The sequence below is a fragment of the Paenibacillus sp. FSL K6-1330 genome, from assembly GCF_037976825.1.
Taxonomy (GTDB): Bacteria; Bacillota; Bacilli; order Paenibacillales; family Paenibacillaceae; genus Paenibacillus_AQ.
Genome location: NZ_CP150269.1, coordinates 4,630,498 through 4,654,120 on the forward strand (window position 1 = coordinate 4,630,498; position 23,623 = coordinate 4,654,120).

Sequence of the window (23,623 nt, forward strand, 5' to 3'; positions counted from 1 at the left end):
TGTATAAGAGAATCAACGCTGTTAAGCATTTTTCATGATTTCTTCGTCATATAAATGACATGCCACCTGATGGCCCGGCTCCACCTCACGATAAACCGGCGTAATCTGTTTGCACACTTCCATGCAGGATGGACAGCGTGTATGGAAGCGGCAGCCTGTCGGCGGATTCACCGGACTCGGCAGATCTCCCTTCAGAATGATCCGTTCCTTCTTCTGCTTCGGATCCGGAACAGGTACCGAGGACAGCAGGGCTTGCGTATAAGGGTGCAGTGGGCGGTCGTAAAGCGTATCTTTATCGGCCGTCTCCACGAGCGCGCCCAGATACATGACACCAATCCGATCGCTGATATGCTCAACCACGCTGAGATCATGGGAGATGAACAGATAAGTCAGGCCGTATTCCTCCTGAAGATCCTGCAGCAGGTTCAGCACCTGCGATTGGATGGAAACATCCAGCGCTGATACTGGTTCGTCGGCTACGATCAGATTCGGACGCACGGACAGCGCTCTGGCAATGCCGATCCGCTGCCGCTGACCGCCGCTGAACTCATGGGCAAAGCGTTCGGCGTGGAAGCTGTTCAATCCGACCGTTTCCAGCAGCTCGCAAGCCAGTTTGTCCCGCTCTTTGGTGCTCAGCTTGGTATGAATGAGCAAGGGCTCCGCGACCAGTTCTTTGACCTTCATTCTTGGATTTAGGGAAGCGTATGGATCCTGGAAGACCATCTGCATGTCTTTGCGCAGCGGGCGCATCTGATTCTCATTGTATCCGCTAATATCCGTTCCGTTAAACAGAACCTCGCCGCTATTCGGCGTCAGCAGACGGGTCACCAGGCGACCGGTCGTCGATTTTCCGCAGCCGCTTTCGCCAACCAGACTGAAGGTCTCGCCCTTATGGATCGCGAAGGAGATTCCATCCACGGCACGAAGCTGCTTGGACGTACCGAAGAATCCTTTTTTCACCGTGAATGATTTCTGCAAATTCTTTACTTCTAATAGAGGTGTTTCTTTCATGCGGTTTCTCCTCCCTTCGAGTGACCTTCCTGTGTCAGCCAGCAGCGGCTCTTGCGATGTTCTTCATGTGCGACAGGGAGAAGCTCCGGCTCCTGGGAGAGGCACTGCTCCATCACGAACGGACACCGCGGGGCAAACTTGCAGCCTTTCGGCATGTTCCGCAGATCCGGCACATTCCCTGGAATGGATTCCAAACGGCGCACCTTTTGTCTAAGCTTGGGCACTGAATTTATGAGTCCTTTGGTGTACGGATGCTGAGGATTCTCGAACAGCTCTTCAACCGTCGCCTCTTCCACGACTCTGCCTGCGTACATGACAACCACCCGGTCGCACATTTCGGCCACGACGCCAAGATCATGGGTAATAAGCAGCATGCCCATTTCCTGCTCGGTCTTCAGTCGATTCATCAGATCCAGGATCTGAGCCTGAATCGTGACGTCAAGGGCGGTGGTCGGCTCGTCGGCAATCAGCAGCTTCGGATTGCAGGACATCGCCATCGCAATCATGACCCGCTGTCGCATACCGCCGGACAATTGGTGCGGATAGTCATCCACAACTTCATCAGCCCGCGGAATACCCACGAGTTTGAGCGAGTCGATGGCATGCTGCCGCGCTTTCTTGCGGCTATAGCCCAAGTGCAGCATGATGGATTCCTCCAGCTGTTTCCCGATACGAAGGACGGGATTCAGCGATGTCATCGGCTCTTGGAAGATCATGGCCAGCTCGTTTCCACGATAGCGGCGCATTTCTTTTTCCGACATTTGTACGAGATCCTTACCCTCAAAGCTTACCGAGCCCCCGGATATTCTGCCGGGCGTATCTTTAAGGAGCCTCATGATGGACAGGGAGGTCACGCTTTTGCCGCATCCGGATTCACCCACGAGTCCAAGCACTTCGCCTTTATTGATGTGAAAATCGACCCCTGCTACGGCAAGCACCGATGAGCCATCGCGTTTGAACTCGGTTTTGAGGCCTTTTACTTCAAGCAATGTTTGCGTCACGATCTATCCCCCCTATTAGTTTTTCGTTTTCGGATCAAGGGCATCATTCAGTCCGTCACCGATCAGATTGAATGCTAGCACGGTCAGGAATATCAGAAGTCCCGGGTAGTACACGATATGCGGTGCAATACTTAAGTAATCGCGCCCCATACTGAGCATGGCGCCCCAGTCCGGTTCCGTCGGCTTGGCACCGAGTCCGAGGAAGCTTAACGAAGAAGCAGCCAGAATGGCGCCGCCGATTCTCATCGACACGTTGACAATGATGCTGGGAACCGTCTCAGGAAAAATATGCTTCCATATAATCCGGTTATGTTTGGCGCCCATGGACCGTGCTGCCTCTACATATAAAGACTCCTTCGCGGAGAGTGTTACGCTTCGGATGATTCTGGCAAACGACGGGGTGCCGAAGACCGCCACGGCGATGACCACATTCGATAAGCCTGGTCCCAGAATCGCTACGATACCGATCGCAAGCAGCAGATCGGGGAAGGAGAACATGACGTCACTGCCTCGCATGATAAGACGGTCGATCCAGCCGCCATAGTACCCGCTGATCAGTCCGAGAATCGTACCGAGAATTGCGGATATAAATACGGCGCTTAAGCTGACCACCATGGTCAACCTTGTTCCGTCAATCAAGCGGCTCAGAATATCACGACCGTACTCATCCGTACCTGCCCAATGGGCAGCCGACGGGCCTTGCATCATCGCATCATAGTTCGGCTCATTCGGAGGATACGGAACGATTTGCGGACCGATCACCGCCAGCACTAGTAGTAACAAGATAAATCCGCTTGATATAACAGCAAGCTTTTGTTTCATGAATTTAGACGTGAACGCTTTAAATTTGCCAGTTGCCTGACTCTTCGCAAGCGTATCCTCCGGTACGGAGGAATTGACCGTCACTGTTGAATTGTCGCTCATGGGTTCCCCCTCCTATTTCGATGCATACCGGATTTTTGGATTCAGTACACCGTACAATAAATCGACAATCAGGTTAATCAGAATAAATTCGGCTGCAAACAGCAGTAATAGCGCTTGAATGACGGTATAATCACGGAACGCGATCGAGTCTACCAGGAGTCGCCCCATGCCAGGAATACTGAATACCGTCTCAACCATAACTGAGCCGCCCAGCAAAAATCCGAACTGCAGTCCCGCTACGGTCACGACCTGAATCAGGGAGTTGCGCAGTGCGTGTCTTCCGACTACAACGAATTCCCGCAGACCCTTCGCGCGTCCCGTCCGGACATAATCCTCACGCATCGTCTCCAGCATCGATGTACGGGAGTACCTTGCCAGCATGGACATAATTCCGGCCCCCAGCGTAAAGGAAGGCAGAATGTAGGACTGCCAGCTGTCGACACCGCCTGTCGGGAACCAGCCCAGCTCAACGGAGAAAATTTGAATAAGTACAAGACCAAGCCAGAAACCTGGCAGGGAAATACCGGATATCGCCGTCAACATCCCGATATAGTCCGGCCATTTTCCGCGGTTGACGGCAGATACGATACCAATGATCAGACCAATGACCAGTGCCCAGCCAAGGCTGGTAAAGGTCAGGACAATCGTCGGGAAAAAGCGGCTTTCCAACATGTCCGTCACCGGCAAACCGGAAGTAACGGATACACCCAAGTCACCCTTCAACAGATCACCCATGTAGTTCACATACTGCTGCCATAGCGGCAAGTTTAAGCCTAGCTGCTCTCGAATCCCGTTGATCTCCTCAAGGGTGGCATCCTTACCTGCAACAAGTCGTGCCGGATCTCCAGGAATAAGGTGAATGAACATAAATACAAGAATAGATACAACGAACAACAGCGGGATAACACCCAGCAGCCTCTGAATTGCATATCTTCCCAAAGGATGTGCCTCCTTTCAACATGCCAGCTTTTAAAATACGATGGGCCGCTTCCTTATTGATTCAAGAGGCGGCCCACCACAAGGTATACGTTTAGCAAGCTCTTCGCTGCCTGATTATTTGACTTCTGCGTTAATCACGCTGATCGATCCGTCCGGAAGAGCTTTAACGCCTTCAAGATAAGCTCTCTTGCCGGTGATGACCTGATCGACCCCGAGGAATGCCCAAGGAGCGTCTTCCCAGATTTGTTTTTGGATGTTTGCATAGATTTCTTTTGCATCTTCAGCTTTTACGGATGCGTTGGCATCCTTGATCCATTGGTCTACATTGTCGTTCTTGTAGTAAGCCGTATTGGAACCGGCCGGCGGGAAGAATTCGCTGCTGAACAGACCTTTTGTCGCACCGTCAGCATCACCTGACGAAGGGGACCAGCTTACATACCACATTTGAATTTTTGCGTTTTCCGGCGTAGCCGAGTTAATCTGATCAGACAGGGTAGCACCCTCCATCGATTTCGGTTCAACTTTGATTCCGACAAGCGCCAGCTGCTGCTGAATGAACTGCATGCCTTTTACCGTTTCGGAATCGTTTTCTCCCCAAATCTCAGCTTCGAATCCATCTGGATAGCCTGCTTCCGCCAAGAGGGATTTGGCTTTCTCCGGATCATACTCATAACCGGATTGCTCAGCGTAATACTGCGTCATGGAGGACATGGAAGAGTTCAGCTTCGAGCCCAGTCCGGATTTAACTACTTTAATGTAAGCATCTTTATCGATAGCATAGTTGATGGCTTGACGAACCTTCAGATCGTCATAAGGTTTCTTCATGGTGTTAAGCGTAATATAACGAACGATGGTGGAATCGGTCTTATCAATGACGATATTGGAATCGCCTTCTACTTCAGAGACTTGCTCGGTAGGCATTGGATAGATGAAATCCGCTTCGCCCGTCTTCAGCATCGCGATCCGGGAACCGTTCTCCGGTACCGGTTTGAACGTAATGCTGTCTACCTTCGGAAGACCTTCTTGCCAGTAATCTTCATTCTTTACAACAACAAGGCGGTCACCTTGAATCCATTCCTTGAACTTGTATGCCGCCGTACCTACAGGGTTCTTCGTGATGTCGGCACTTTCTTTAAGCGCTTTCGGGCTGATCATCAACGCCATTGCGGTTTTGTTCAAGAAAGCGTTGTACGGCTGGCTAAGGGTGATGACAACCGTGTGGTCATCCGGAGTTTTAACATCGGCGACGGTAGAGAAGCTTTTACGCATTCTAAGATTGTTCTTTTCATCCATGATGCGATCCAGGTTGACTTTTACAGCTTCTGCATTGAAATCCGTTCCATCATGGAACTTTACGTTCTGGCGCAGATTGAATGTGTAGGTCAAACCGTCTTCACTGATCTTGTAGTCTTCAGCCAGCACAGGAACAAGTTCCATCTTCTCGTTGAAGCCCATCAAACCTTCGTACATCGTGCGTGCACCGGAAATGGAGTGCGTGTCTCCGGCATTGTGAGGGTCAAGCGTAATGAAGTTGGCGTTAATCGCAATGACAACATCTTTGTTATCTTTTGTCACCGGCTTACTCTCGCCGCCGCCTTCACTTGCCCCTTTGCCGCTTCCGCTGTTTCCGCCGCAGCCTGCCGCAACAATCGTAAATGCGAGCAGCAGCATGAGCAGTGACCATGTTCTACCTTTGAATCTCATTGTTTTACTCCCCCTTTGATGTAGTGAATATCTATAGATTCACTCGCCACGTCAGCATATAACATCCTGCCGATCGCCTTGAGTTCCTCACAGCTTAAACATTCCATTCATACACCGCGCGTCGCTTCCCAACCAGCGTACCGCCATCATTGAAAATCTCATTCGGAACAAGCGCATACAAGCGGTCGATCGTAGCCTGATCGCTGTAGCCGAGACGCTCCAGGATGGAAGCGATGATGCAAGGCCATACTTGCTCGGAGCCATCGGATACTTTAAGCGAGATCGCCAAGCGTTCTTTCCGAAGTCCGATGCCATACACACCCTTAGCGCCGCCCTTGGCTGCCAGATTGTGGTCCCGGAGCAAGGCGGAGCACACAAACTTCGTGTCTGCAATGATATCCGGATACTCATTCATCAGCTTTGCCATTCTGGCAGCTGCATCCGCCGTCTCCGCGTCCTTGATCAAATCCGGGCAGGCCAGCTTAAGGAAAGCGTATCCGATACGGTCCAGCGGGAGCGCAAAAATGGGAAGCCCACAGCCATCAATGCCTTGCGGAATCGAGGAAACCGGAACTTCGGCAAAATAAGCCAGCGTCTCGATGATCTCTTGCTGAACCGGATGCTCCGGCTTATAATACGTGCTCTCGTCCCAGCCCATATGCTTACACAAAGCAATCAAGCCGCTGTGCTTACCCGAGCAGTTATGGAAGATCCGCCGCTTGTCCTCATGATCTCGATGGCGCTGCGCCTTGGCATCCTCGTTCAATGGATAAGTTGCGCAGCAGTGTAGCGTTTCTTCCTGAATCCCGGTTTTCTTCAAAATAGATTCCAAGGCATCAATGTGGAAGCGTTCGCCCCGGTGGGAAGCGGCAAACAAGGCCGTTTCTTCCCCCGTAAGTCCGTACACCTCGTCAATCCGGCGTTTCATTACCGGTATTGCTTGGAATGGTTTAGCCGCCGATCTCAGAAAGGTCATATGATGCGGATCACCCGCTGCATAAACCACCTTTCCGTTCTCGTCTACAACGCTGATCGCTCCGTAGTGAATGTTCTCCAGTACGTTTCCGCGATATTCCTCTACCAATGGCACAAATCCCATGATTTTGCTCCCCCGATCTCCAGTTGTATTAATTCAATCGAAAATAACGATCCTGTGCGACAAGTCCCGACCCTATGATGACCCCATGTTCGTGAAGCTCGGAGCGGACAATCGTGAAGGAATCCTGAAGCGGTTCCCAGATATACTGTGAGTAGCACAGGTCGGTGATCTCTTCATATACTTCAGGAAACTTGTCCAGAATCTCACCACTCAATATGACGCTGTCCGGATTGTACATGCTGACGACGTTATTAATCGTAATCGCCATATACGCGAGTGCCCTATCGATTAAATAGGTCGCCCATCGTGTTCCAGCCCGTCTTTCCGCGAACAGTTCCTCAATCGTACGAACAGGCTTAATCTTGCTGGCTTCCGACAACAAAGACGGTATATTGATATAAGTTTGGAGGCAACCGGCTTTTCCGCAGTCACACATCATACCTTCAGGATCAACGGTCGTGTGTCCGATTTCCCCCGCGCTATTGGTCACCCCGCGGTAAATCTCCCCTTCCAGGATCAGCGCTGAGCCTACGCCATTACCGAACCCAAGGAGAACCGTCCGGTTGGAGCCGTATGCCGAGCCTTTAAGCTGCTCTGCCAACGCCTTTACCTTCAGCTCATTGTCTACGACCGCTTGAAGCCCGGTTAATTCCTTGAGCCTCTCGGCAAGCCTCACATTCTTCCAACCAAGCTGTACCGAGAAATTAACCACTCCGGCATCAACATCGATGATGCCCGGCAGTCCAACGCCAATGCCCACCACCCGCCTGCGATCGATATCGCATTCCGCGATGAGTTCTTCAATGGTGTCTGCAATTCGAGCCACCGTGGCTTCGGCTGTATCCTCCGACGATCTCGGAAAACTTCCGCTGCACAATACATTTCCCTGAACATCGATGAAGCCAATATGGGCTTGATGGCGATCGAGCTCAACGCCAATCGAGATGACCGCCGTATCCAGCAGTCTTATTAAGGAAGACTTTCTTCCGCGTCCCGCCGAGGCTTGTTCTTCCGTTTCGTGAACGTACCCTTCTTCCGTCAGCTCTGACACGATCCGACTGACCGTTGTCGGACTCATTCCCGTCTGTTTGGCAATAGCTGCTCTTGAAATCGGCTGTTCGTTCTTGATGATTTGGAATACTGTGAGTCTGTTCTGCCGCTTCATAAAGTCTTGATCATGCTTTTTCATGAAGACATCCCCTATTTAATTTCACCAGTAGATTAATTAGATCATTTTTCCAAATAAAACGATCCGAAATCATCAAAAAACCGTGATTATTATCAAATTTATTATTTTTATTCTCCAGTGATATTAATAATAAAACGTGTTTTGTAAATGTGTCAATATATATGACACATTTAAATTAATATTTTTTTGCTTCTGGAAATGTAAGTGTTTCAATCTTTTGCGAAAGAAATTCATTCTCGTACATACATACAGATGACCGCGCTTCGTGCACAACATGACATCAACTTAACACGAAGTCTCCTAAAATGTAGATAACAACGTCGTTCCACCTCATAAATAAAGCCATCTGAGGAAAGAATGATTGGGGCATTCTTCATCTCGGATGGCTTCAAAAGGAGGAAATCTATGATATTTCCGGTATTGTCCCAGGTCTTTAGTTGCTTCCCGGCATGATCCGCCTAAAACGAATTAAACCACCCGAGAAATAAATTCGAGGTGACCCTCAAATGATCCCGGATGGCTTATGTATAGAGAACACGCATTTTGATTATCATGAAGCAGGTTAACGCTCAATTTTCCAACTAATTATCTTAGCCGCCTTTATTTGTTTACTAGTCTTCTATCTTTAATTAATCTTTTAATCTCTTATCTCTTTATCTTTAATCTTTTGATCTTTCCCACCAGCGGAGGTTTGAGGATAGCAGATCCTTTGGGAGTCCGTTTCTACCTTACCATTTCATTCTGGAAACGGACGGACAACAGAGCGGATAGCCTCAAACCGGAGCGCACGGAGTCCGTTTCTACCTTACTTATTCCATTCAGGAAACGGACGGACAACAGAGCGGATAGCCTCAAACCGGAGCGAACCAAACCGGAGCGACCTACTTGTTTTTGTAATATTCAACCGCTTTATCAAAATAATGCTTCTGGTCTTCCGGCAGATCCTCAAAATAGAAAATGGCCGCAACCGGACAAGCCGCTTCGCAAGCCCCGCAGGAAATACAAATATCGGTATCGATATAGAACTGGTCATCTCCTTCTTCTATGCAATCCACAGGGCAAACGTCAACGCATTCTCCCGCTTTCTCTTCAATACAAGCTGAGCCAATAACATACATCCGTATTCCACCTTCCGTAGTGTAATAATCTTTCAAATATTCGACTGGCTATCATTGCAAAAAGCTCAAACTTCATCAATTCCTTAGTTTTCTATACTTTTTATACTAAAATATATCATAATTATGTGGTTAATCATGCCAATTGTCAATAAACCGCGTGATGATAGCCTCAAAACAGCCATTCCGGTTGACTTATAGAAAGTAAAGACATAAGATGAGACATATTGCTTTTTAACCTTTTTTGTTAAAAAAGAAAGCATTCATCGAGAAACAAGGCGGTGATTATAGTGGATCAAGAAGTCGCATACAGTACTCGCGAGTATATCATGCAAATGTTAAAAATAAATGGTGAACTCAGCACAAAATCCATTACCGAGGCACTGGGCATAACAGGGATGGCCGTTCGGCGCCATCTGGAGAGCTTGAAGAGCGAGGGTTACATCACCTATCGAACCGTGAAACAACCGATGGGAAGACCCGTCTCCTTATATAGTCTTACGGAATCCGCCGAAGATTTTTTCCCTAAGAACTATCATGCACTTGCACTCGATCTGCTGAACGAGCTGCAGGACGAGGCCGGTGATGAAATGATTTCACGGCTGTTCGACAAGCGTAAGGATACATTGCTGAACAAGTACACGCCTACGGTGAAAGCCGATGCGCTCGAAGATCGAGTTGCAGCCCTGGCCCAGGTTCAGAATGACAACGGATATATGGTGGATTACAAAAAAGTCAACGAAGAAGAATATCTCCTCGAAGAACTGAACTGCCCCATATCCCAAGTAGCCAACCGGTACCAACACGCATGCCGCTGTGAGCTTGACCTGTTTCAATCCTTGCTGGAGGCGGATGTGGAACGTACCGAGTGCCTTGCCAAGGGTGACAAAAAATGCGTCTACCGTATTCGAAAACAAACCGAAGCCAAACAAACATAATATCTGTTATTGCCACTTCAGGCTCCTTCCATACAGGAAGGGGCCTTTTTTTGTTAAGAGATAAGAAAGTATAAACTTCAGAGGCTTACCCACCTTATCTCGCAAGAAAAACTTCCGCTATATGCGGTCTGTCTTCTGAGAAAGTACGTCGATAGACGTTTTTCTTATTGTACTTGTCCTATCTTATTCTCTTAAATTGCAAGACATGTACAATTCTTTGAATTATTTCAGCACCAGCAGTCGATCATCCTGATCGGAGGGCACCCCACGGCCATCGGTATTGTTGGTAATGACATAAGTTTTGCCATCATGGACTTTGACGTCTCTTAATCGGCCTTCCCCCTCCAATACCAACTCAAGTGAGGCATTCTCCGGCTGAAATCGGTACAGCTTCTGGCCGCGAAGGGTGGCCACGTACATGTGATCCTCCTCATCAAAAGCGATGCCTGATGGAGCAATAGCCGTTTCACTGCTGTGGTAGAGCGGGGATTTCATTCCCTCTTGCTGTTCATCTCCAATAATCTCGGGCCAGCCGTAATTGCTGCCAGCCGTGATCTCATTAATCTCATCATGTCCGCCGGGTGTGCCGGACGGTCCATGCTCTGAGCTGTAGAACTCACCTTCCGAATTCCAAGCCAACCCCTGCGAATTCCGATGCCCTAACGTATAGACATAAGAGCCTGCAGTGGGATTATCCGCCGGGACCTTGCCATCCAGCGTCAATCGCAATATTTTGCCTGCTAGACTTTCCTGGTTTTGCGCAAGCTCTCCTTCACCTGAATCTCCCGTTGTTACGTAGAGCATCTCGTCGGGTCCGATCGCAATTCTGCCGCCGTTATGTACGTTAGAGCCGGGAATGCGCTCAAGAAAGACATGCGACTCTGTCCATTGATTCCCCTCCTGCTTTAGAAGGACCAACCGGTTCATGACTTTTCCATCCTGATTATAGGTGTGGTAGGCGAAGGCCTTGCCGGAATTTTGAAAATCAGGGGCTAACGCAAAGCCCAGAAATCCGCCTTCTCCTTGATGAGCGACCGGCTTCTCGGTATGTACCGACTGTCTGGTAAAAGTGCCGTCCTGGATCTGAACGATATTTCCTTCCCGCTCGCTAATATAAATCGTATCGCCGTCAAAATCGATAGACCAAGGTGTCCTCAACTGCTCTGCAAGCACTTGATAAGCGGAATCATTTTTTTCCTCCCGATGATCTTCCTGCCTCCCTTCTTCCTTAGAAGGAGAAGACTGTGTACAGGCAGTAATAAGCAGCAAAGCTGCAATTAAAGTTGCCCCAACCACCATTCGTTTCAAAATCCAGCACCTCCCGGGTAATTTTATAGCTCCGGTGTCATCATCTGGATGCCTTGCTCCATGTCCAGCAAGGAACGCAACACAATATCCTCATCGCTAAACGATTCGATCTGGCTGCCTGCTACATAACGGGTCTCATGTCCTCGTCCGGTAATAATGATCCTGTCCTCGTCACCTGCCAATTCCACAGCTCGTTGAATGGCTTCTTTACGATTCAGGATCACCTCCCAATTCCCCGCTTCATGCGAGGTTAAGCCACCCAGCATCTCAGCCATAATCTGCTCCGGATCCTCCGAGAACGAATTGTCTGTCGTGAACAATACATAATCCGAATACGAAGCTGCAATGTCCGCCATGAGCGGACGTTTCAAGCGATCTCTTTCGCCCCGGCAGCCCATCACGCATATCATTTTTCCTGAAGTGATTTCTTTGGCGGATTGCAAAGTTGCCTTAAGTCCACCTGGATTATGCGCATAATCCACAACCACGTGAAATCTTCGTCCTGTTTCTATTTCTTGAAATCGTCCATGAACCCCTGCAAATTGGTGAAGACTTCTACGGATTTCTTCAAGCGTTACCCCTTCCAGCAAACAAGTGGTCATGGCAGCAAGTGCGTTATACACATTGTGAACACCATGCACCTTCAGACTGAAGTCGCCGTGTCCCCATGGCGTTTCTACATGGAATGTGCAACCTTCACGCATGTTTTGAATTTGTGTTGCCCGAACATCAGCCTCGTTACGAATGCCATAAGTTACGATCTGTGCGGATGTACGTTTTGCATAATAGGACGATGCTTCATCATCCGCATTCAGGACTGCCTTCTTCAGCATATCACGGTTACTGTTACCGATCTGGGCGAACAAAAGCTCCTTCGTATTGCGATAGCCCTCCATATTCTGGTGGAAGTCCAGATGATCATGCGTTAAATTCGTAAAGACCACGGTCTGAAAATCGCATCCGCGCACTCTCCCCATATCCAATCCGTGCGAAGACACTTCCAACACGGCATAGGCCCCGCCATGAGTGACCATCGTGTGAAAATAACGCTGCAGTTGGATCGTATCCGGCGTGGTATTCAGCGTCTTCTCCATATGATCTCCGATCTTCATGTAAAGTGTGCCAATAATGCCCGTTTTGCGGTGAGCGTCATTAAGTATTTTTTCTACCATATGGGTTGTCGTTGTCTTGCCGTTCGTCCCGGTAATTCCGATCAGCTTCAAAAAAAGCGTTTGCGAGAATCGGCAGAATTCTTCGGGTATCCGGTACCGTTATACGCGTTACGTTTCCTGGAAGCACTGGCAGCTCCCGCTCAGCTACAATGGCAACTGCGCCGTTGCTTATCGCATGCCGGGCATAATCATGGCCGTCCACGTGAAAGCCCGGAACACAGACAAACAGGCCTCCAGGCCGAATCTCTCTTGAATCTGTATCCAAGTTCGTGATATCCACGGAAGTACTGCCCGTTATCGTCTTAAGTATCAGCTGATCCGTCAGTGATTTCAGAATCATGTCAGGTTCCTCATCTCGTGATGTAATCAAAATCCCATGGTCAGTGGCAGTATGATATATAAGATGTAGAATTTACGACGATGTATCGTTTTAACCAGTATTTCTTATTAACCTAACCAAGCAAAGGCATTCTGAAACTGAAAAAGGAGGATTCCGTGATGATCAAGCTCGATCGTGCGCACAGGGAGCAGTGCGCACGATGTCTACTAACCCTCCCATATACTGGAACCTCCATTTGGCTCCTGCGTATTTAACATCAAGGGGTTGATCTTATGTTTTACTAATACTCTATGCTCTGATCATAACGGTCAACGTTCTGATCGTTTTGTTCGGCTTGTATGTCTTCAATCATCCAGATAATGATTGGTTACGAATGTTCAATGGAATTCCTGAGGATGTAGAACAAGATGATATTGATTTATTGAAAATTAAATTCAGGGCTGTAATCGCAATAATAGTCGGTCTGATCATGGGTTCGTTTTCGGTATTGCAGGTCATCGTTACACATATTGGGTAGGGAGGTAAATCATTTGTTTCCAATGCTAGTTGGTGTGATACTGAAATAGACGATCATGACATTTTAAAGGTGCAAGCACTTGGAATTTTAATTCCAACAAATTCATTTGAAATGAGGTAAATATATCATGAGAAAGATTAACTGGCCCGGACGAACCAAGTTAGAAAATTCATCTGGTAACGCCTCTCTGGTTCTGGATGTAATTCTCTATATCCCTCGTTGGATAATGAGGCTTTTTTAGTGGAGGGTATTCGCTCCATCACCTTGTCCGGTTGCAATCGGGAATCACTTAAAGAATGTGATGACTGGAAGTCTTAACCATGTTACGCTGGAAGTAAGCGGTTGCAACACCAATGTTGCCAGATGTTAATGCAGCCTGCCAATAAAGGATGTGTACAGAGGATCCGCTACGCTACTCCATATCTGCTTGAAAGGAGAACCATCGATGGGACCGTTCACTGACGATTTGCTTCAAAATAAAGTCGTATTGATCACGGGAGGCGCCACGGGGCTGGGGCGTGCCATGGGGGAGAAATTCGCCCAGCTTGGCGCCAAACTCGCCATCTGCGGACGCCGTGAGGAAGTTCTGCAGCAAACGGCCGAAGAATTAAGACAGCAGGGCTGTGAGGTATGGTACAAGAGCTGCGATGTACGGGACCCTGCACAGATCTCGGAACTTGTTGAAGCGGCAGAGCAGCATTACGGAGGCATTGATGTGCTTGTCAACAATGCAGCCGGGAATTTTATCAGCCCCACGGAGCGTCTCTCCCCTCGGGCTGTAGATGCCGTGCTGAACATTGTGCTGCACGGCACCTTCTACGCAACCCTTGAAGTCGGCAAACGCTGGATTGAACAGGGCAAAAGCGGAACGATGCTCAACATCGTCACAACATATGCCTCGACAGGCTCTGGCTACGTGGTCCCTTCGGCAGCTGCAAAAGCGGGCGTGCTTGCGCTGACACGGTCCCTCGCGGTGGAATGGGCTCCTTACGGCATCCGTCAGGTAGCGATCGCCCCGGGTCCGTTCCCGACCGAAGGCGCCTGGTCAAGATTATCGCCCACACCGGAACTGGAACAGAAAATGATCGACCGCATCCCCCTGAAGCGCGTAGGGGACGCAGAAGAACTGGCCAATCTCGCCGCGTATCTCATTTCCGATTATGCCGGTTATATTAATGGTGACGTGATCACCATCGATGGCGGCGAATGGCTGAGGGGTGCGGGGCAATTCAACGACTTGGCGGAAGTGACCCATGAGCAATGGGACCGTCTGGCCGAACTGACACGCAAAGGCAAATAACCTCATATTTAAGAAAGACATCTATCGACGTACTTTTACTACAGCAGACAGACTGCCTTTAGAGGTTTATCGAAATTTTCAGCTTCACTGAAAACTTATACATTCCATAATCTTATAAAAGCCCCAAGCCGTGAGCATGTCATAACTGCTCCCGCTTGGGGCTATCCGGTATCCTGTGTTTCCTATGTTATTCGTTAACTCTCATAGGTATCGACCAGCAGGGCATACACGATACCTGGCCCGTGAACGCCAATCGTAAGATCATTCTCGATATCGGCGGAACGGCTCGGACCCGAGATGAAGTGGATTCCCGCCGGCAGCTGCTCGCGTCCGGACTGATCGAACTGAACCAGAATCTCGCCTAGTCGGGTAACCATCCGCTCTACGGGGATGATAGCCATCAACACGGTCGGTAGCAGGCTGACGGATCTGCCTTTATGCGGGGCCGATTTCACCGTAATCGAACCGGTATAAGCCGCTGCGTAATCCGCCATGACGACGCCAAAATCAGCCCTGGCCGCTACAGCCCTCCAGTCCGTGTCCGCTGCATCATTCCAGGAGAGAACAAGAGCCTCCGGCAGGCTCTCCTCCAGCCCCAGGCGGTCCAGTGCCTCTTCCTGCTGACGAAGAATCGTAGCCGCACTCATCTCCTTCGCTTTGTCCCTGATAAACCGGCTGACCTCTTCGCGATTGCTCAGCCTTACCACATGGCCCCCGGCCGCTTCAAAGTTGGCGGTAAACTGTGTAATCCTCTCCTCAAGCGGCCACTCAAATTCATTCCAGAAGTCGGGGGCACCGCGGAAAGGGTGTTCCGGGGCGGTGCGAACCCGGTCTCTCCCCAGCTTCGCGGCGATTCCATCCATGAACTGCTCCTGCTTCTTGCGAGACTGTTCTTCAAGACGGTTCAGCCAGCTGCGATCAGTTTCGTTAGTCATGTGCATTCTCCCCCTTTCCGGACTTCTGCTGCTGAAGCCGCTCCTTCAATCGGTTTGCGATTTCAGGGTCCATCGACCCGGAGGTTCTGCGAATATCCTGCTCCATCTCCGACCATCGGTCACGGAAGGATTCCTTAGGGAGACTCGGCGTTACCCTGTACGAATTCCACCCCTTCAAAGGACCGATCCTCGTTCGGATCTCCCCGCCTCGCACCACCAATTTCTGCCCCCACTTTCCGAGGGATACCACACTACGGTAACGCTTGGCATTCCCCATAATCGCCGAGAAGCCCTTCATTCCCATCGCTTCCAGCTTGTCACCGCGCCCAGCTTCAATCTTCCGGCGGCGCAGGGAAACTAGCATATCATGCAGCGGAATCTTCACGGGGCATGCTTCATAACAGGCCCCGCACAGGCTGGATGCGTTGGCGATATCGTCCCATTCCGCGACATTCTTGTTCAAGGCCGGCGTTAATACGGCACCGATGGGGCCGCTATATGTGCCTCCATAGGCGTGCCCGCCAATATGGCGATATACCGGACAAGCATTCAGGCATGCGCCGCAGCGTATGCAGTTGAGCAGCTCCTGAAATTCGGGGTCGCCGAGCTGGAGAGAACGTCCGTTATCGATGATGATAATATGCATTTCGTCCGGTCCATCGGCATCCAATTCTCTCTTCGGACCACTGATTCCAGACATGTAGACTGTCAGCTTCTGACCGGTCGCCGAGCGCGGCAGCAAGGTAGCCATCACTTCGAGATCCGCCCATGACGGGATAATCCGCTCCATGCCCATCAGGGTAATCTGTGTCTTGGGCACCGTCGTCACCATGCGGGCATTGCCCTCATTCTCAAACAATACCATCGAGCCTGTCTCGGCGATCGCAAAATTACAACCCGTCATGCCAATGTCCGCTTCTAGGAATTTCTCGCGCAGCTTCATGCGGACAAAGCCCGCCATAATCGCCGTATCGGGCGGCAGCGTTTCGCCTGCCTCTGCGGACAACAGCTCCGCGATCTGATAACGGTTCTTATGGATGGCAGGAATGATGATATGAGATGGCGTTTCATCCGCAAGCTGAATAATATACTCACCGAGATCCGTTTCGACGGCCTCCACCCCGATCGAGTCGAGCGCCTTGTTCAGATGCAGCTCCTCGGACACCATCGATTTTGATTTTACGACGGACTTGGCCGCCTTATGCTCCGCAATCTGCAAGGAGATCGTGACCGCTTCTTCCGCCGTCTCCGCAAAATGGACATGGGCTCCGTTCGCCCTGGCCTGTTCAGCAAACTCATTCAAATAGTAATCCAAGTGCGCAATGGTATGGAGCCGAATTTGGCGTCCTCGTTCCCTCCACGCATCCCAGTTGCCATGTTCCTCCGACGCAAGCTTTTTGCCAAGCCGCAACCGCTCTGTCGTAAACTTCACCGCATTGCGCAAAAAATCGTTATTAAGGGCGTAGCCTGCACGCTCCTTAACTGTCTGTGCTTTCGATTCAGCTGTGCTCATGTACACTCATCCCCTCATACAGAAGCTCGGCCAAATGTTTAACCTGAACCTTCTCGCCCCGGTGACGCAGATTGCCGGCAATATTCATGAGGCAGGCCATATCGAGACCGACAAGCACGGACGCCTCGGTCTCCAGCACATGATCGCTTTTCTCTGTCACCATGGCCCCCGAAATGTCCGCCATTTTCACGGCAAACGTTCCACCGAACCCGCAGCAATCCTCGGCAAAAGGCAAGGGAACAAGCTCCAGCCCCTTGACGTGGCTGAGCAGTTTCATCGGTTGCTCCTTAACGCCGAGCAGGCGGCTTCCGTGACAGGAAGGATGATAGGTTACCTTTTGCGGATAAACGGCGCCTACATCGGTCACGCCCAGCACGTCAACAAGGAATTGCGTAAACTCATAGCATTTGGATTGAAGCGCTTTCGCTTTATCCAGGTATATGGGATCGTCCTTGAACAAATCCGGATAATGATGAATCATATACGTGCAGGAGCCGGAAGGGGACACAACGAAGTCGCTATCGTCAAAAGCGTCCAGAATCGTCTTGGCACTTATGCGTGCATCATCCCAATAACCACTGTTATAGGCCGGTTGGCCGCAGCAAGTCTGGATTTCGGGGAATTCCAGCTGCACGCCGTACCTTGCCAGCAATCTTGCCATCGATTCAGCTACCCGCGGGAACAAGGCGTCGCTGAGACAAGTGACAAACAATGAAATCTTCAACCTCTTCACCCCGCTAATCATCAGGATATGGACCGAAGAATCGGCCTCTAGCAAGAACCCCCCGGAACGGGGGGATTCCATGTGATACGTTATAGTAGTTTGCTCTACACAGATTCGATCTTGATGCCCAATGCTCGATAAGGTGCCGCTTCCTCTTCCTTCAAGCTGCGATCGGTAATGATCAGATTCACTTGGGAGAGATCGGCAACCTGCGCAAAAGCCTGCGTGCCGAATTTGCTGGCATCGGCGAGCAGAATGGTCTCATCCGTCATTCCGATCATTTTATGCTTGATTCTCGCTTGAAGCTCATTGGATTCGCTAAGGCCCCGCTCGATGTGCACACCCTTGCATGACAGAAAGGCTTTATCCACGTAGTATGCATCCAGCGAGCGTTCTGCGAGCGGACCGACAAAGGACAGGGAGCGATGAGCCAGAATGCCGCCTGTGGAGATCACCTGAACCCTCTCCTTGGTGCTCAGCTCAGCAGCCACCTTTATCGAATTCGTCAGCACGGTAATCGGAATATCCGGTATGATTTTCGCCATGTACCAAGCCGTAGAGCTTGCATCCAGCAGGATGCGATCATTCGGATGGATTCGCTTGACCGCTTCCTCCGCGATTCGCTGCTTCTCCAGCGCATGCATGATTTCCCGCTCAGCATACGGTATTTCCGGCTGCGACCGCTGAATTTCCGGTTGATCCTTCACGCTAACCGCTCCGCCATGGGAACGGCGCAGGCGCCCTGCCTGCTCCAGCCTGTCAAGATCGCGGCGAATCGTTTCTTCCGTTACACCGCAGAGCTGACTCAGCTCGGAGACTCGGATGCTCCCTCTTTCGTTGACCAACTGTACTATTTTCTCATATCGTTCTGCAACCAGCATCATACCGCCCATCCTTACTGTTCATATATTCTATCGCTTCCCGGTCCGCTGACCGAACACTCCGTAAGCTTCCTCCCATAAGGGAGTTTCCTTCGGCTCATAAGTCTTGACCGGGAAGGACTCTCTAATGACTGCGCGTGCTTCCCATATATCGGATAGCTCGCCTTGAGCGATCCATTGCACGGCCATATTGCCGATAGCACTGCCCTCTGCGGGACCTGCCCAAACGGGCTTCCCTATCGCATTCGCAGTCCACTGACATAATGTTTCATTATGAATGCCACCACCTACCATATGCAAGCCCTGAAATTTTTGCCCGGACAATTCCTCAGTCAACTCCAGCACATAACGGTATTGCATAGCCAGACTCTCCATTATGCAGCGCACAAGAGCACTTATCCCCTGCGGAACGCTCTGGTTCGTGCGGGCCGCATATTCCACTACCCGCTTCGGCATATCACCTGCAGGGAGGAATACAGGATCATCGGGATCAATGAAACAAGCAAATGCTGGCACCGCATCCGCCATATTAACCAATTCGGGGTAGGAGTACGTTAACCCTTCCCGTCCCCAGGTCCGCTGGCATTCCTGCAGAATCCAAAGTCCCATGATGTTCTTGAGCAGCCGGTACGTACCGTACGCTCCTCCCTCATTCGTGAAGTTCAGCTCTCTGGCCCGTTCATGTATGACAGGCTGGTCGACTTCGGTTCCCATCAGCGACCAGGTACCACAGCTTAAGTAAGCAAATGATCGTTCCAGTGCCGGAACCGCGACAACGGCGGAAGCCGTATCATGCTCTGCAACCGTATAGAGCGGAATGGATGGAATCCCCAGCTCCTCTGTTACGGATGACCTCAAAGCCCCAACAAGCGTACCGGGTTGAACAACAGGATGAAATAACTTAGGAGGGATATTTAATGATTTCAAGAGATGATCATCCCAGCTGGCCAAAAGCGGGTTAAACAGCTGCGTTGTGGTAGCATTCGTAAATTCATTCGCCAGTTCGCCGGTCAAGAAGTATCGCAGCAAATCGGGAATCATTAGAAAACGCTTGGCCTCTTGAAGCAGGTAGGGCTTCTGCCGTTGCAATGAAGCCAGCTGATAGATTGTGTTAAACGAGAGGAACTGAATCCCCGTCCGATCGAAGATCTCGGCAGGCGGCACATCCCGGAAGACCTGTTCCATCACGCCATCCGTACGTGTGTCCCGATAATGATACGGATTCATGAGCAGCTCCCCGCTCCGATCCAGGAGTCCATAATCCACCGCCCAGGAATCAATGCCGATGCTCGACGGCAAGTTATGCTGTCCCTTCAACCGGAGCAAGCCCTGCTTCATCTCGTGGTAGATCCGTAATATATCCCATTGGAAACGGTCGCCGATTCGAACCGGATCGTTCGGGAACCGGTGGATTTCCGTTACGTCGATGGTTCGGCCATTCCATTGACCCAGCATAGCCCTGCCACTGCTTGCGCCCAAATCAAATGCAAGAATGCTCAACGCTCCCCAGCCTCCTTGTCAGATCAAAATCAACGATTCGGGCACCAACCCGAGGGTACTCCGTCTTCTCATCCTTACGAACGCTTCAGCAATACATCCTGCTCATACTGTTTCACTTCGGACAGCCACTCTTCTCTGATGGGTACACCCATTCGTTCGCAGTAATAATCCCACACCGCTCCAAACGGATAGGACTTAAACTCTTCCGATATCGCCAGGCGGGTCGTGTAATCGCCTTCAAGTTCAGCCTGCTTCAGCCTATCGATGGGTTCCAGCTTGGCACGCAGCAGTGCCTTTATCGTATTGCGTGTGCCAATAACCCACGCCGCGATGCGGTTAATGCTGGCATCAAAAAAGTCCAGTCCGATATGGGTAACTTCCAGCAGGTTATTGCGAACCAGCTCGCGTCCAATCTCGATCAGTTCATCATCCATGATGACAACATGGTCGCTGTCCCAGCGCATTGGCCGGCTGACATGGAGAAGAAGTCCATCGGTGAAAAGAGCAAGCGACGACAGTTTGCCGGCAATGCTCTCGGTTGGGTGGAAGTGGCCCGCATCCAGGCAGATCAGCTTGTTGTTTCGAATGCCGTACCCCATATAAAACTCGTGGGAACCCACAACATAAGCCTCAGAGCCTAGTCCGAACAGCTTGCTCTCGACGGCATCGAGGTTCCATTGCGGATTCATTTCTTCAGCAAAAATCTCATCCAGCGCATCCTTCAGCCGCTGCCTCGGCGCCATTCGGTCTACCGGCATATCCTTGTATCCATCCGGAACCCAGATATTCGTTACACAGGTTTGACCCAGCTGTTCCCCGAAGTAAGCCCCGATTCTTCGCGACGCCTTGCAATGCTCAATCCAAAATTGACGGATTGCTTGATCGGCATGACTCAGCGTAAATCCATCCTTCGATTTGTCGTGGGAGAAGCAGGTCGGATTAAAATCGAGGCCAATGCCTTGCTCCTTGGCCCAATCCACCCAAGACTGGAAGTGCCTCGGCTCGAGCTGATCCAAATCAACGGACTCGTCGGTATCCGCGTAGATTGCATGAAGGTTCACTTTGTGGGATCCCGGAATGAGCGACATCGCTTTTTCCAGATCGGCCCGCAGCTGATCCGGCGTACCTGCAGCCCCGGGATATTCCCCAGTCACGGAGATGCCCCCGGATAGCTTCTGATCGCGGAACAGAAATCCTCGGACATCATCTCCTTGCCAGCAGTGGATGGAGATTTTGATGCGCTCAAGTTCCGTCAAGATTTCGTCCACGTTGATGCCATGCTGCCCATAGAGCTTTTTAGCTTCTTCAAAGTTCCTTGCAACATCCTGCCTCATCACATATCCTCCCGTATGATGGATAGCCGGGTCATATTAGACCCAGCGCCCCATCTTAATAAGAAACCTTGATTCCTTGCGGTAGATGTGTCATACCTTCATTCGATTAACGAGTAAATGCAGCAGGTACTCCGCCGTCAATCGTCAGCATGCAGCCGGTCGTCTTCGAAGATCTTGATGATGCAAAGTAAGCGATGCCTTCGGCAATATCCTGCGGATAGATGTTGACAAGAAGCGTTGTGCGTTTACGATAATGCTCTTCCAGCTGATCGGGTTCAATCCCGTAAGCTGCTGCCCGCTCGTTTCTCCAGTTCGAATTCCAGATCGCGGAACCTTGCAGAATGGCGTCCGGCAGAATGGTGTTGACTCGAATGCCGTATTCTCCGCCTTCAGCAGCAATGCAGCGCGCCAGATGAGCCTCCAGTGCTTTTACAGAGCTGTATGCGGTCACGTTCTTGCCGGCATAGACGGAATTCTTCGATCCGACAAACACCATGCTTCCGCCAACGCCCTGTGTCTTCATCAACGAGAAGGCTTCCCGCGCAACCAGGAAATAACCTGTGCCCAGCACGTTCATGTTCAGGTTCCATTCCTTCAACGATGTCTCGTCAAACGGGCTGGATGTTGCAAGGCCCGCATTGTTGACGATAATATCAACACCGCCATAAGTGATGGAAGTTTCTCGATAGGCGCGCTTCACCGCCTCTTCGTCGGTTACATCCATCTTAACAGCAAATGCCCGATTCTCCCCGTGTTTTGCGTTGATCTCCTCGGCAACCTGCTGCGCCCCTTCCAGGTTCAAATCCGCCAAAACGACATGCGCACCTTCTGCTACTAGCCTGCGGGCTGTGGCACTTCCGATACCGCCTGCTCCCCCGGTAATAAAAGCGATCTGGCGGGAAAACTCCGCCTCAGCCGGTGCAAGACTCAATTTATACAACTCAAGCGGCCAATACTCCACGTTGTAGGATTCATTTTCACTCAGGGATACAAAATTGCCCAGGGCCGTCGCACCGCGCATGACCGCAATCGCCCGATGATACAGGGCGCCGCTGACTTGCGACATCGCCCAGCTCTTGCCCGTGTTGATCATTCCGATGCCAGGAATAAGAATGACGCGCGGAGCCGCCTCGAACATGACGTCCCCTTCATGATGGTTGCGTTCAAAATAAGCTTTATACTGCTCTTTGTAAGCAGCAATCCCATCGATAAGCTTTGCCTTAAGACCTTCCACATCTTCGGCGTCAGGTGTCCAGTCGATGAAGAGAGGAACTACCTTGGTATGAACCAGATGATCGGGGCAAGCTGCGCCTACCTGGGACAGCTTCGGCGAATCGGCACCGCCGACAAAGTCCAGTACATCATCTTGATCGTCGAAGGAGAGGATCATTTTCTTCACGTCGCTGACGGCGCCGCGAACAGCAGGCATCACTTTGGCAGCGATGCTGCGACGCACTTCCGATGCAAGCGGTGTATGCTTCCGGCCGCCGAACAGCTTGTCGTTATCTACTCGAGCTTCGATGAAAGCTTCCGCTTCACTAATGATACGAATCGTTTGCGCGTAACAGGCTTCCGATGTATCGCCCCATGTGACAAGCCCATGCTTCTCCATCAATACCAGCTCGGCCTTCGGATTAGCCAACACCCCTTCGGCAATCATCTTCGACAAGGTAAATCCGGGACGAACGTAAGGAACCCACACAAATCGGTCGCCAAAGATCTCCCGTGCTAATTCTTTGCCGTTATGGGCGCAGCATAAGCTGATAATGGCATCCGGGTGGGTATGGTCCACATGCTGAAACGGCAAGAACGCATGCAGCAGCGTTTCAATGGATGCGCGCGGGTGTTTCGCATCGACCATGCAATGCCCCAGATAAGCCACCATTTCCTCATCCGACATCGAATCCCTTTCGAATAACGGCCGAATATCCTCCATGCGCAAGCCTGTGAAATTGCCCGATTTCATGGTAGCCAGATCGGAACCGCTGCCTTTCACGTACATAACCTCTATGTCTTTGCCGCGAAAATCCTGAATCGTTGTTTTGCTGGATGTGTTGCCGCCGCCCCAGTTGCATACGCGCCGGTCGGAACCGATCAAATTCGAACGGTAGACGAGCTCATCCAATGTATGTTGTGCCTGCTGTGCCTTTGACTGTTCCCATAAGCTTTGAACCATGAA

At 50.7% G+C, this 23,623-nt stretch carries 20 protein-coding genes; 2 read left to right on the forward strand and 18 right to left on the reverse strand.

Annotation, left to right across the window (positions count from 1 at the left end; translation table 11 throughout):
• Positions 1-21 precede the first annotated feature (21 nt).
• The 8 genes from NYE54_RS20880 to NYE54_RS20915 all read right to left on the reverse strand — a co-directional run bounded on the left by NYE54_RS20880 (position 22) and on the right by NYE54_RS20915 (position 8,985).
• Positions 22-1,011 (reverse strand): dipeptide ABC transporter ATP-binding protein, encoded by a 990-nt coding sequence (locus NYE54_RS20880; RefSeq protein WP_194543399.1) that lies wholly within the window; start codon positions 1,009-1,011, stop codon positions 22-24.
• Positions 1,008-2,012 carry an ABC transporter ATP-binding protein gene (locus tag NYE54_RS20885; RefSeq protein ID WP_339265934.1) on the reverse strand — a complete coding sequence of 335 codons (1,005 nt, stop codon included), beginning with the start codon at positions 2,010-2,012 and terminating at the stop codon, positions 1,008-1,010. Before NYE54_RS20885 ends, NYE54_RS20880 begins: the two co-directional genes overlap by 4 nt.
• Before the next feature lie 15 nt (positions 2,013-2,027).
• Positions 2,028-2,936 (reverse strand): ABC transporter permease subunit, encoded by a 909-nt coding sequence (locus NYE54_RS20890; RefSeq protein ID WP_339265936.1) that lies wholly within the window; start codon positions 2,934-2,936, stop codon positions 2,028-2,030.
• A 12-nt stretch (positions 2,937-2,948) separates the two neighbouring features.
• Complete coding sequence (locus tag NYE54_RS20895; RefSeq protein ID WP_076322007.1) at positions 2,949-3,875, reverse strand: ABC transporter permease subunit; 927 nt, start codon at positions 3,873-3,875, stop codon at positions 2,949-2,951.
• 114 nt (positions 3,876-3,989) lie between these two features.
• Positions 3,990-5,579, reverse strand: a complete 1,590-nt coding sequence (locus NYE54_RS20900; protein ID WP_339265938.1) for a glutathione ABC transporter substrate-binding protein — start codon at positions 5,577-5,579, stop codon at positions 3,990-3,992.
• A gap of 94 nt (positions 5,580-5,673) precedes the next feature.
• On the reverse strand, positions 5,674-6,678 hold the full coding sequence (locus NYE54_RS20905) for an asparaginase (protein WP_339265940.1): 1,005 nt from the start codon (positions 6,676-6,678) through the stop codon (positions 5,674-5,676).
• A gap of 28 nt (positions 6,679-6,706) precedes the next feature.
• The gene (locus NYE54_RS20910; protein WP_339265941.1) at positions 6,707-7,867 is read right to left on the reverse strand and encodes an ROK family transcriptional regulator; all 1,161 of its coding nucleotides are present in this window, start codon (positions 7,865-7,867) and stop codon (positions 6,707-6,709) included.
• Between the two features lie 881 nt (positions 7,868-8,748).
• On the reverse strand, positions 8,749-8,985 hold the full coding sequence (locus NYE54_RS20915) for a 4Fe-4S binding protein (protein WP_015736133.1): 237 nt from the start codon (positions 8,983-8,985) through the stop codon (positions 8,749-8,751).
• Between the two features lie 287 nt (positions 8,986-9,272).
• On the opposite strand from NYE54_RS20915, the gene NYE54_RS20920 reads away from it, so the two are divergent.
• Entirely contained in the window at positions 9,273-9,920 is a 648-nt protein-coding gene (locus NYE54_RS20920) for a metalloregulator ArsR/SmtB family transcription factor (protein ID WP_076322011.1), read from the forward strand.
• A gap of 222 nt (positions 9,921-10,142) precedes the next feature.
• Here NYE54_RS20920 and NYE54_RS20925 read toward each other — a convergent pair whose 3' ends face one another.
• The 3 genes from NYE54_RS20925 to NYE54_RS20935 are packed head-to-tail and all read right to left on the reverse strand — an operon-like array spanning position 10,143 to position 12,740.
• Positions 10,143-11,219, reverse strand: coding sequence for a PQQ-dependent sugar dehydrogenase (locus tag NYE54_RS20925; protein ID WP_339273593.1), 1,077 nt, complete (start codon positions 11,217-11,219; stop codon positions 10,143-10,145).
• Positions 11,220-11,251: 32 nt separating this feature from the next.
• Positions 11,252-12,451: a UDP-N-acetylmuramoyl-L-alanyl-D-glutamate--2,6-diaminopimelate ligase gene (locus NYE54_RS20930; protein WP_339265944.1), complete on the reverse strand. Its 1,200-nt coding sequence runs from the start codon at positions 12,449-12,451 to the stop codon at positions 11,252-11,254.
• Positions 12,381-12,740 (reverse strand): Mur ligase domain-containing protein, encoded by a 360-nt coding sequence (locus NYE54_RS20935; protein WP_339265946.1) that lies wholly within the window; start codon positions 12,738-12,740, stop codon positions 12,381-12,383. Before NYE54_RS20935 ends, NYE54_RS20930 begins: the two co-directional genes overlap by 71 nt.
• Before the next feature lie 962 nt (positions 12,741-13,702).
• Here NYE54_RS20935 and NYE54_RS20940 point away from each other — a divergent pair.
• Positions 13,703-14,557: an SDR family oxidoreductase gene (locus NYE54_RS20940; RefSeq protein ID WP_339265948.1), complete on the forward strand. Its 855-nt coding sequence runs from the start codon at positions 13,703-13,705 to the stop codon at positions 14,555-14,557.
• A gap of 194 nt (positions 14,558-14,751) precedes the next feature.
• Here NYE54_RS20940 and NYE54_RS20945 read toward each other — a convergent pair whose 3' ends face one another.
• From NYE54_RS20945 to NYE54_RS20975, 7 genes are all read right to left on the reverse strand, one after another.
• Entirely contained in the window at positions 14,752-15,492 is a 741-nt protein-coding gene (locus NYE54_RS20945) for a lactate utilization protein (RefSeq protein ID WP_076322015.1), read from the reverse strand.
• Positions 15,485-17,005, reverse strand: a complete 1,521-nt coding sequence (locus tag NYE54_RS20950; protein ID WP_076322016.1) for a LutB/LldF family L-lactate oxidation iron-sulfur protein — start codon at positions 17,003-17,005, stop codon at positions 15,485-15,487. The genes NYE54_RS20945 and NYE54_RS20950 overlap by 8 nt, the downstream gene beginning before the upstream one ends.
• Positions 16,992-17,729 carry a (Fe-S)-binding protein gene (locus NYE54_RS20955; RefSeq protein ID WP_339265951.1) on the reverse strand — a complete coding sequence of 246 codons (738 nt, stop codon included), beginning with the start codon at positions 17,727-17,729 and terminating at the stop codon, positions 16,992-16,994. The genes NYE54_RS20950 and NYE54_RS20955 overlap by 14 nt, the downstream gene beginning before the upstream one ends.
• A 104-nt stretch (positions 17,730-17,833) precedes the next feature.
• Entirely contained in the window at positions 17,834-18,610 is a 777-nt protein-coding gene (locus tag NYE54_RS20960) for a DeoR/GlpR family DNA-binding transcription regulator (RefSeq protein ID WP_076322195.1), read from the reverse strand.
• A gap of 30 nt (positions 18,611-18,640) precedes the next feature.
• Positions 18,641-20,110 carry a rhamnulokinase family protein gene (locus tag NYE54_RS20965; RefSeq protein WP_339265953.1) on the reverse strand — a complete coding sequence of 490 codons (1,470 nt, stop codon included), beginning with the start codon at positions 20,108-20,110 and terminating at the stop codon, positions 18,641-18,643.
• Between the two features lie 74 nt (positions 20,111-20,184).
• Positions 20,185-21,444, reverse strand: coding sequence for an L-rhamnose isomerase (gene rhaA, locus NYE54_RS20970; RefSeq protein ID WP_339265955.1), 1,260 nt, complete (start codon positions 21,442-21,444; stop codon positions 20,185-20,187).
• A gap of 106 nt (positions 21,445-21,550) precedes the next feature.
• Positions 21,551-23,620 carry a bifunctional aldolase/short-chain dehydrogenase gene (locus NYE54_RS20975; RefSeq protein ID WP_339265956.1) on the reverse strand — a complete coding sequence of 690 codons (2,070 nt, stop codon included), beginning with the start codon at positions 23,618-23,620 and terminating at the stop codon, positions 21,551-21,553.
• Positions 23,621-23,623 lie beyond the last annotated feature (3 nt).

Excerpts from the sequence above, each read along its gene's own strand:
- NYE54_RS20910 (WP_339265941.1), bottom strand. The coding sequence starts at position 7,867 with ATGAAAAAGCATGATCAAGACTTTATGAAGCGGCAGAACAGACTCACA.
- NYE54_RS20940 (WP_339265948.1), top strand. The coding sequence starts at position 13,703 with ATGGGACCGTTCACTGACGATTTGCTTCAAAATAAAGTCGTATTGATC.
- NYE54_RS20900 (WP_339265938.1), bottom strand. The coding sequence starts at position 5,579 with ATGAGATTCAAAGGTAGAACATGGTCACTGCTCATGCTGCTGCTCGCA.
- NYE54_RS20950 (WP_076322016.1), bottom strand. The coding sequence starts at position 17,005 with ATGAGCACAGCTGAATCGAAAGCACAGACAGTTAAGGAGCGTGCAGGC.
- NYE54_RS20935 (WP_339265946.1), bottom strand. The coding sequence starts at position 12,740 with ATGATTCTGAAATCACTGACGGATCAGCTGATACTTAAGACGATAACG.
- NYE54_RS20890 (WP_339265936.1), bottom strand. The coding sequence starts at position 2,936 with ATGAGCGACAATTCAACAGTGACGGTCAATTCCTCCGTACCGGAGGAT.
- NYE54_RS20960 (WP_076322195.1), bottom strand. The coding sequence starts at position 18,610 with ATGCTGGTTGCAGAACGATATGAGAAAATAGTACAGTTGGTCAACGAA.
- NYE54_RS20880 (WP_194543399.1), bottom strand. The coding sequence starts at position 1,011 with ATGAAAGAAACACCTCTATTAGAAGTAAAGAATTTGCAGAAATCATTC.
- NYE54_RS20975 (WP_339265956.1), bottom strand. The coding sequence starts at position 23,620 with ATGGTTCAAAGCTTATGGGAACAGTCAAAGGCACAGCAGGCACAACAT.
- NYE54_RS20905 (WP_339265940.1), bottom strand. The coding sequence starts at position 6,678 with ATGGGATTTGTGCCATTGGTAGAGGAATATCGCGGAAACGTACTGGAG.
- NYE54_RS20915 (WP_015736133.1), bottom strand. The coding sequence starts at position 8,985 with ATGTATGTTATTGGCTCAGCTTGTATTGAAGAGAAAGCGGGAGAATGC.
- NYE54_RS20925 (WP_339273593.1), bottom strand. The coding sequence starts at position 11,219 with ATGGTGGTTGGGGCAACTTTAATTGCAGCTTTGCTGCTTATTACTGCC.
- rhaA (WP_339265955.1), bottom strand. The coding sequence starts at position 21,444 with ATGAGGCAGGATGTTGCAAGGAACTTTGAAGAAGCTAAAAAGCTCTAT.
- NYE54_RS20945 (WP_076322015.1), bottom strand. The coding sequence starts at position 15,492 with ATGACTAACGAAACTGATCGCAGCTGGCTGAACCGTCTTGAAGAACAG.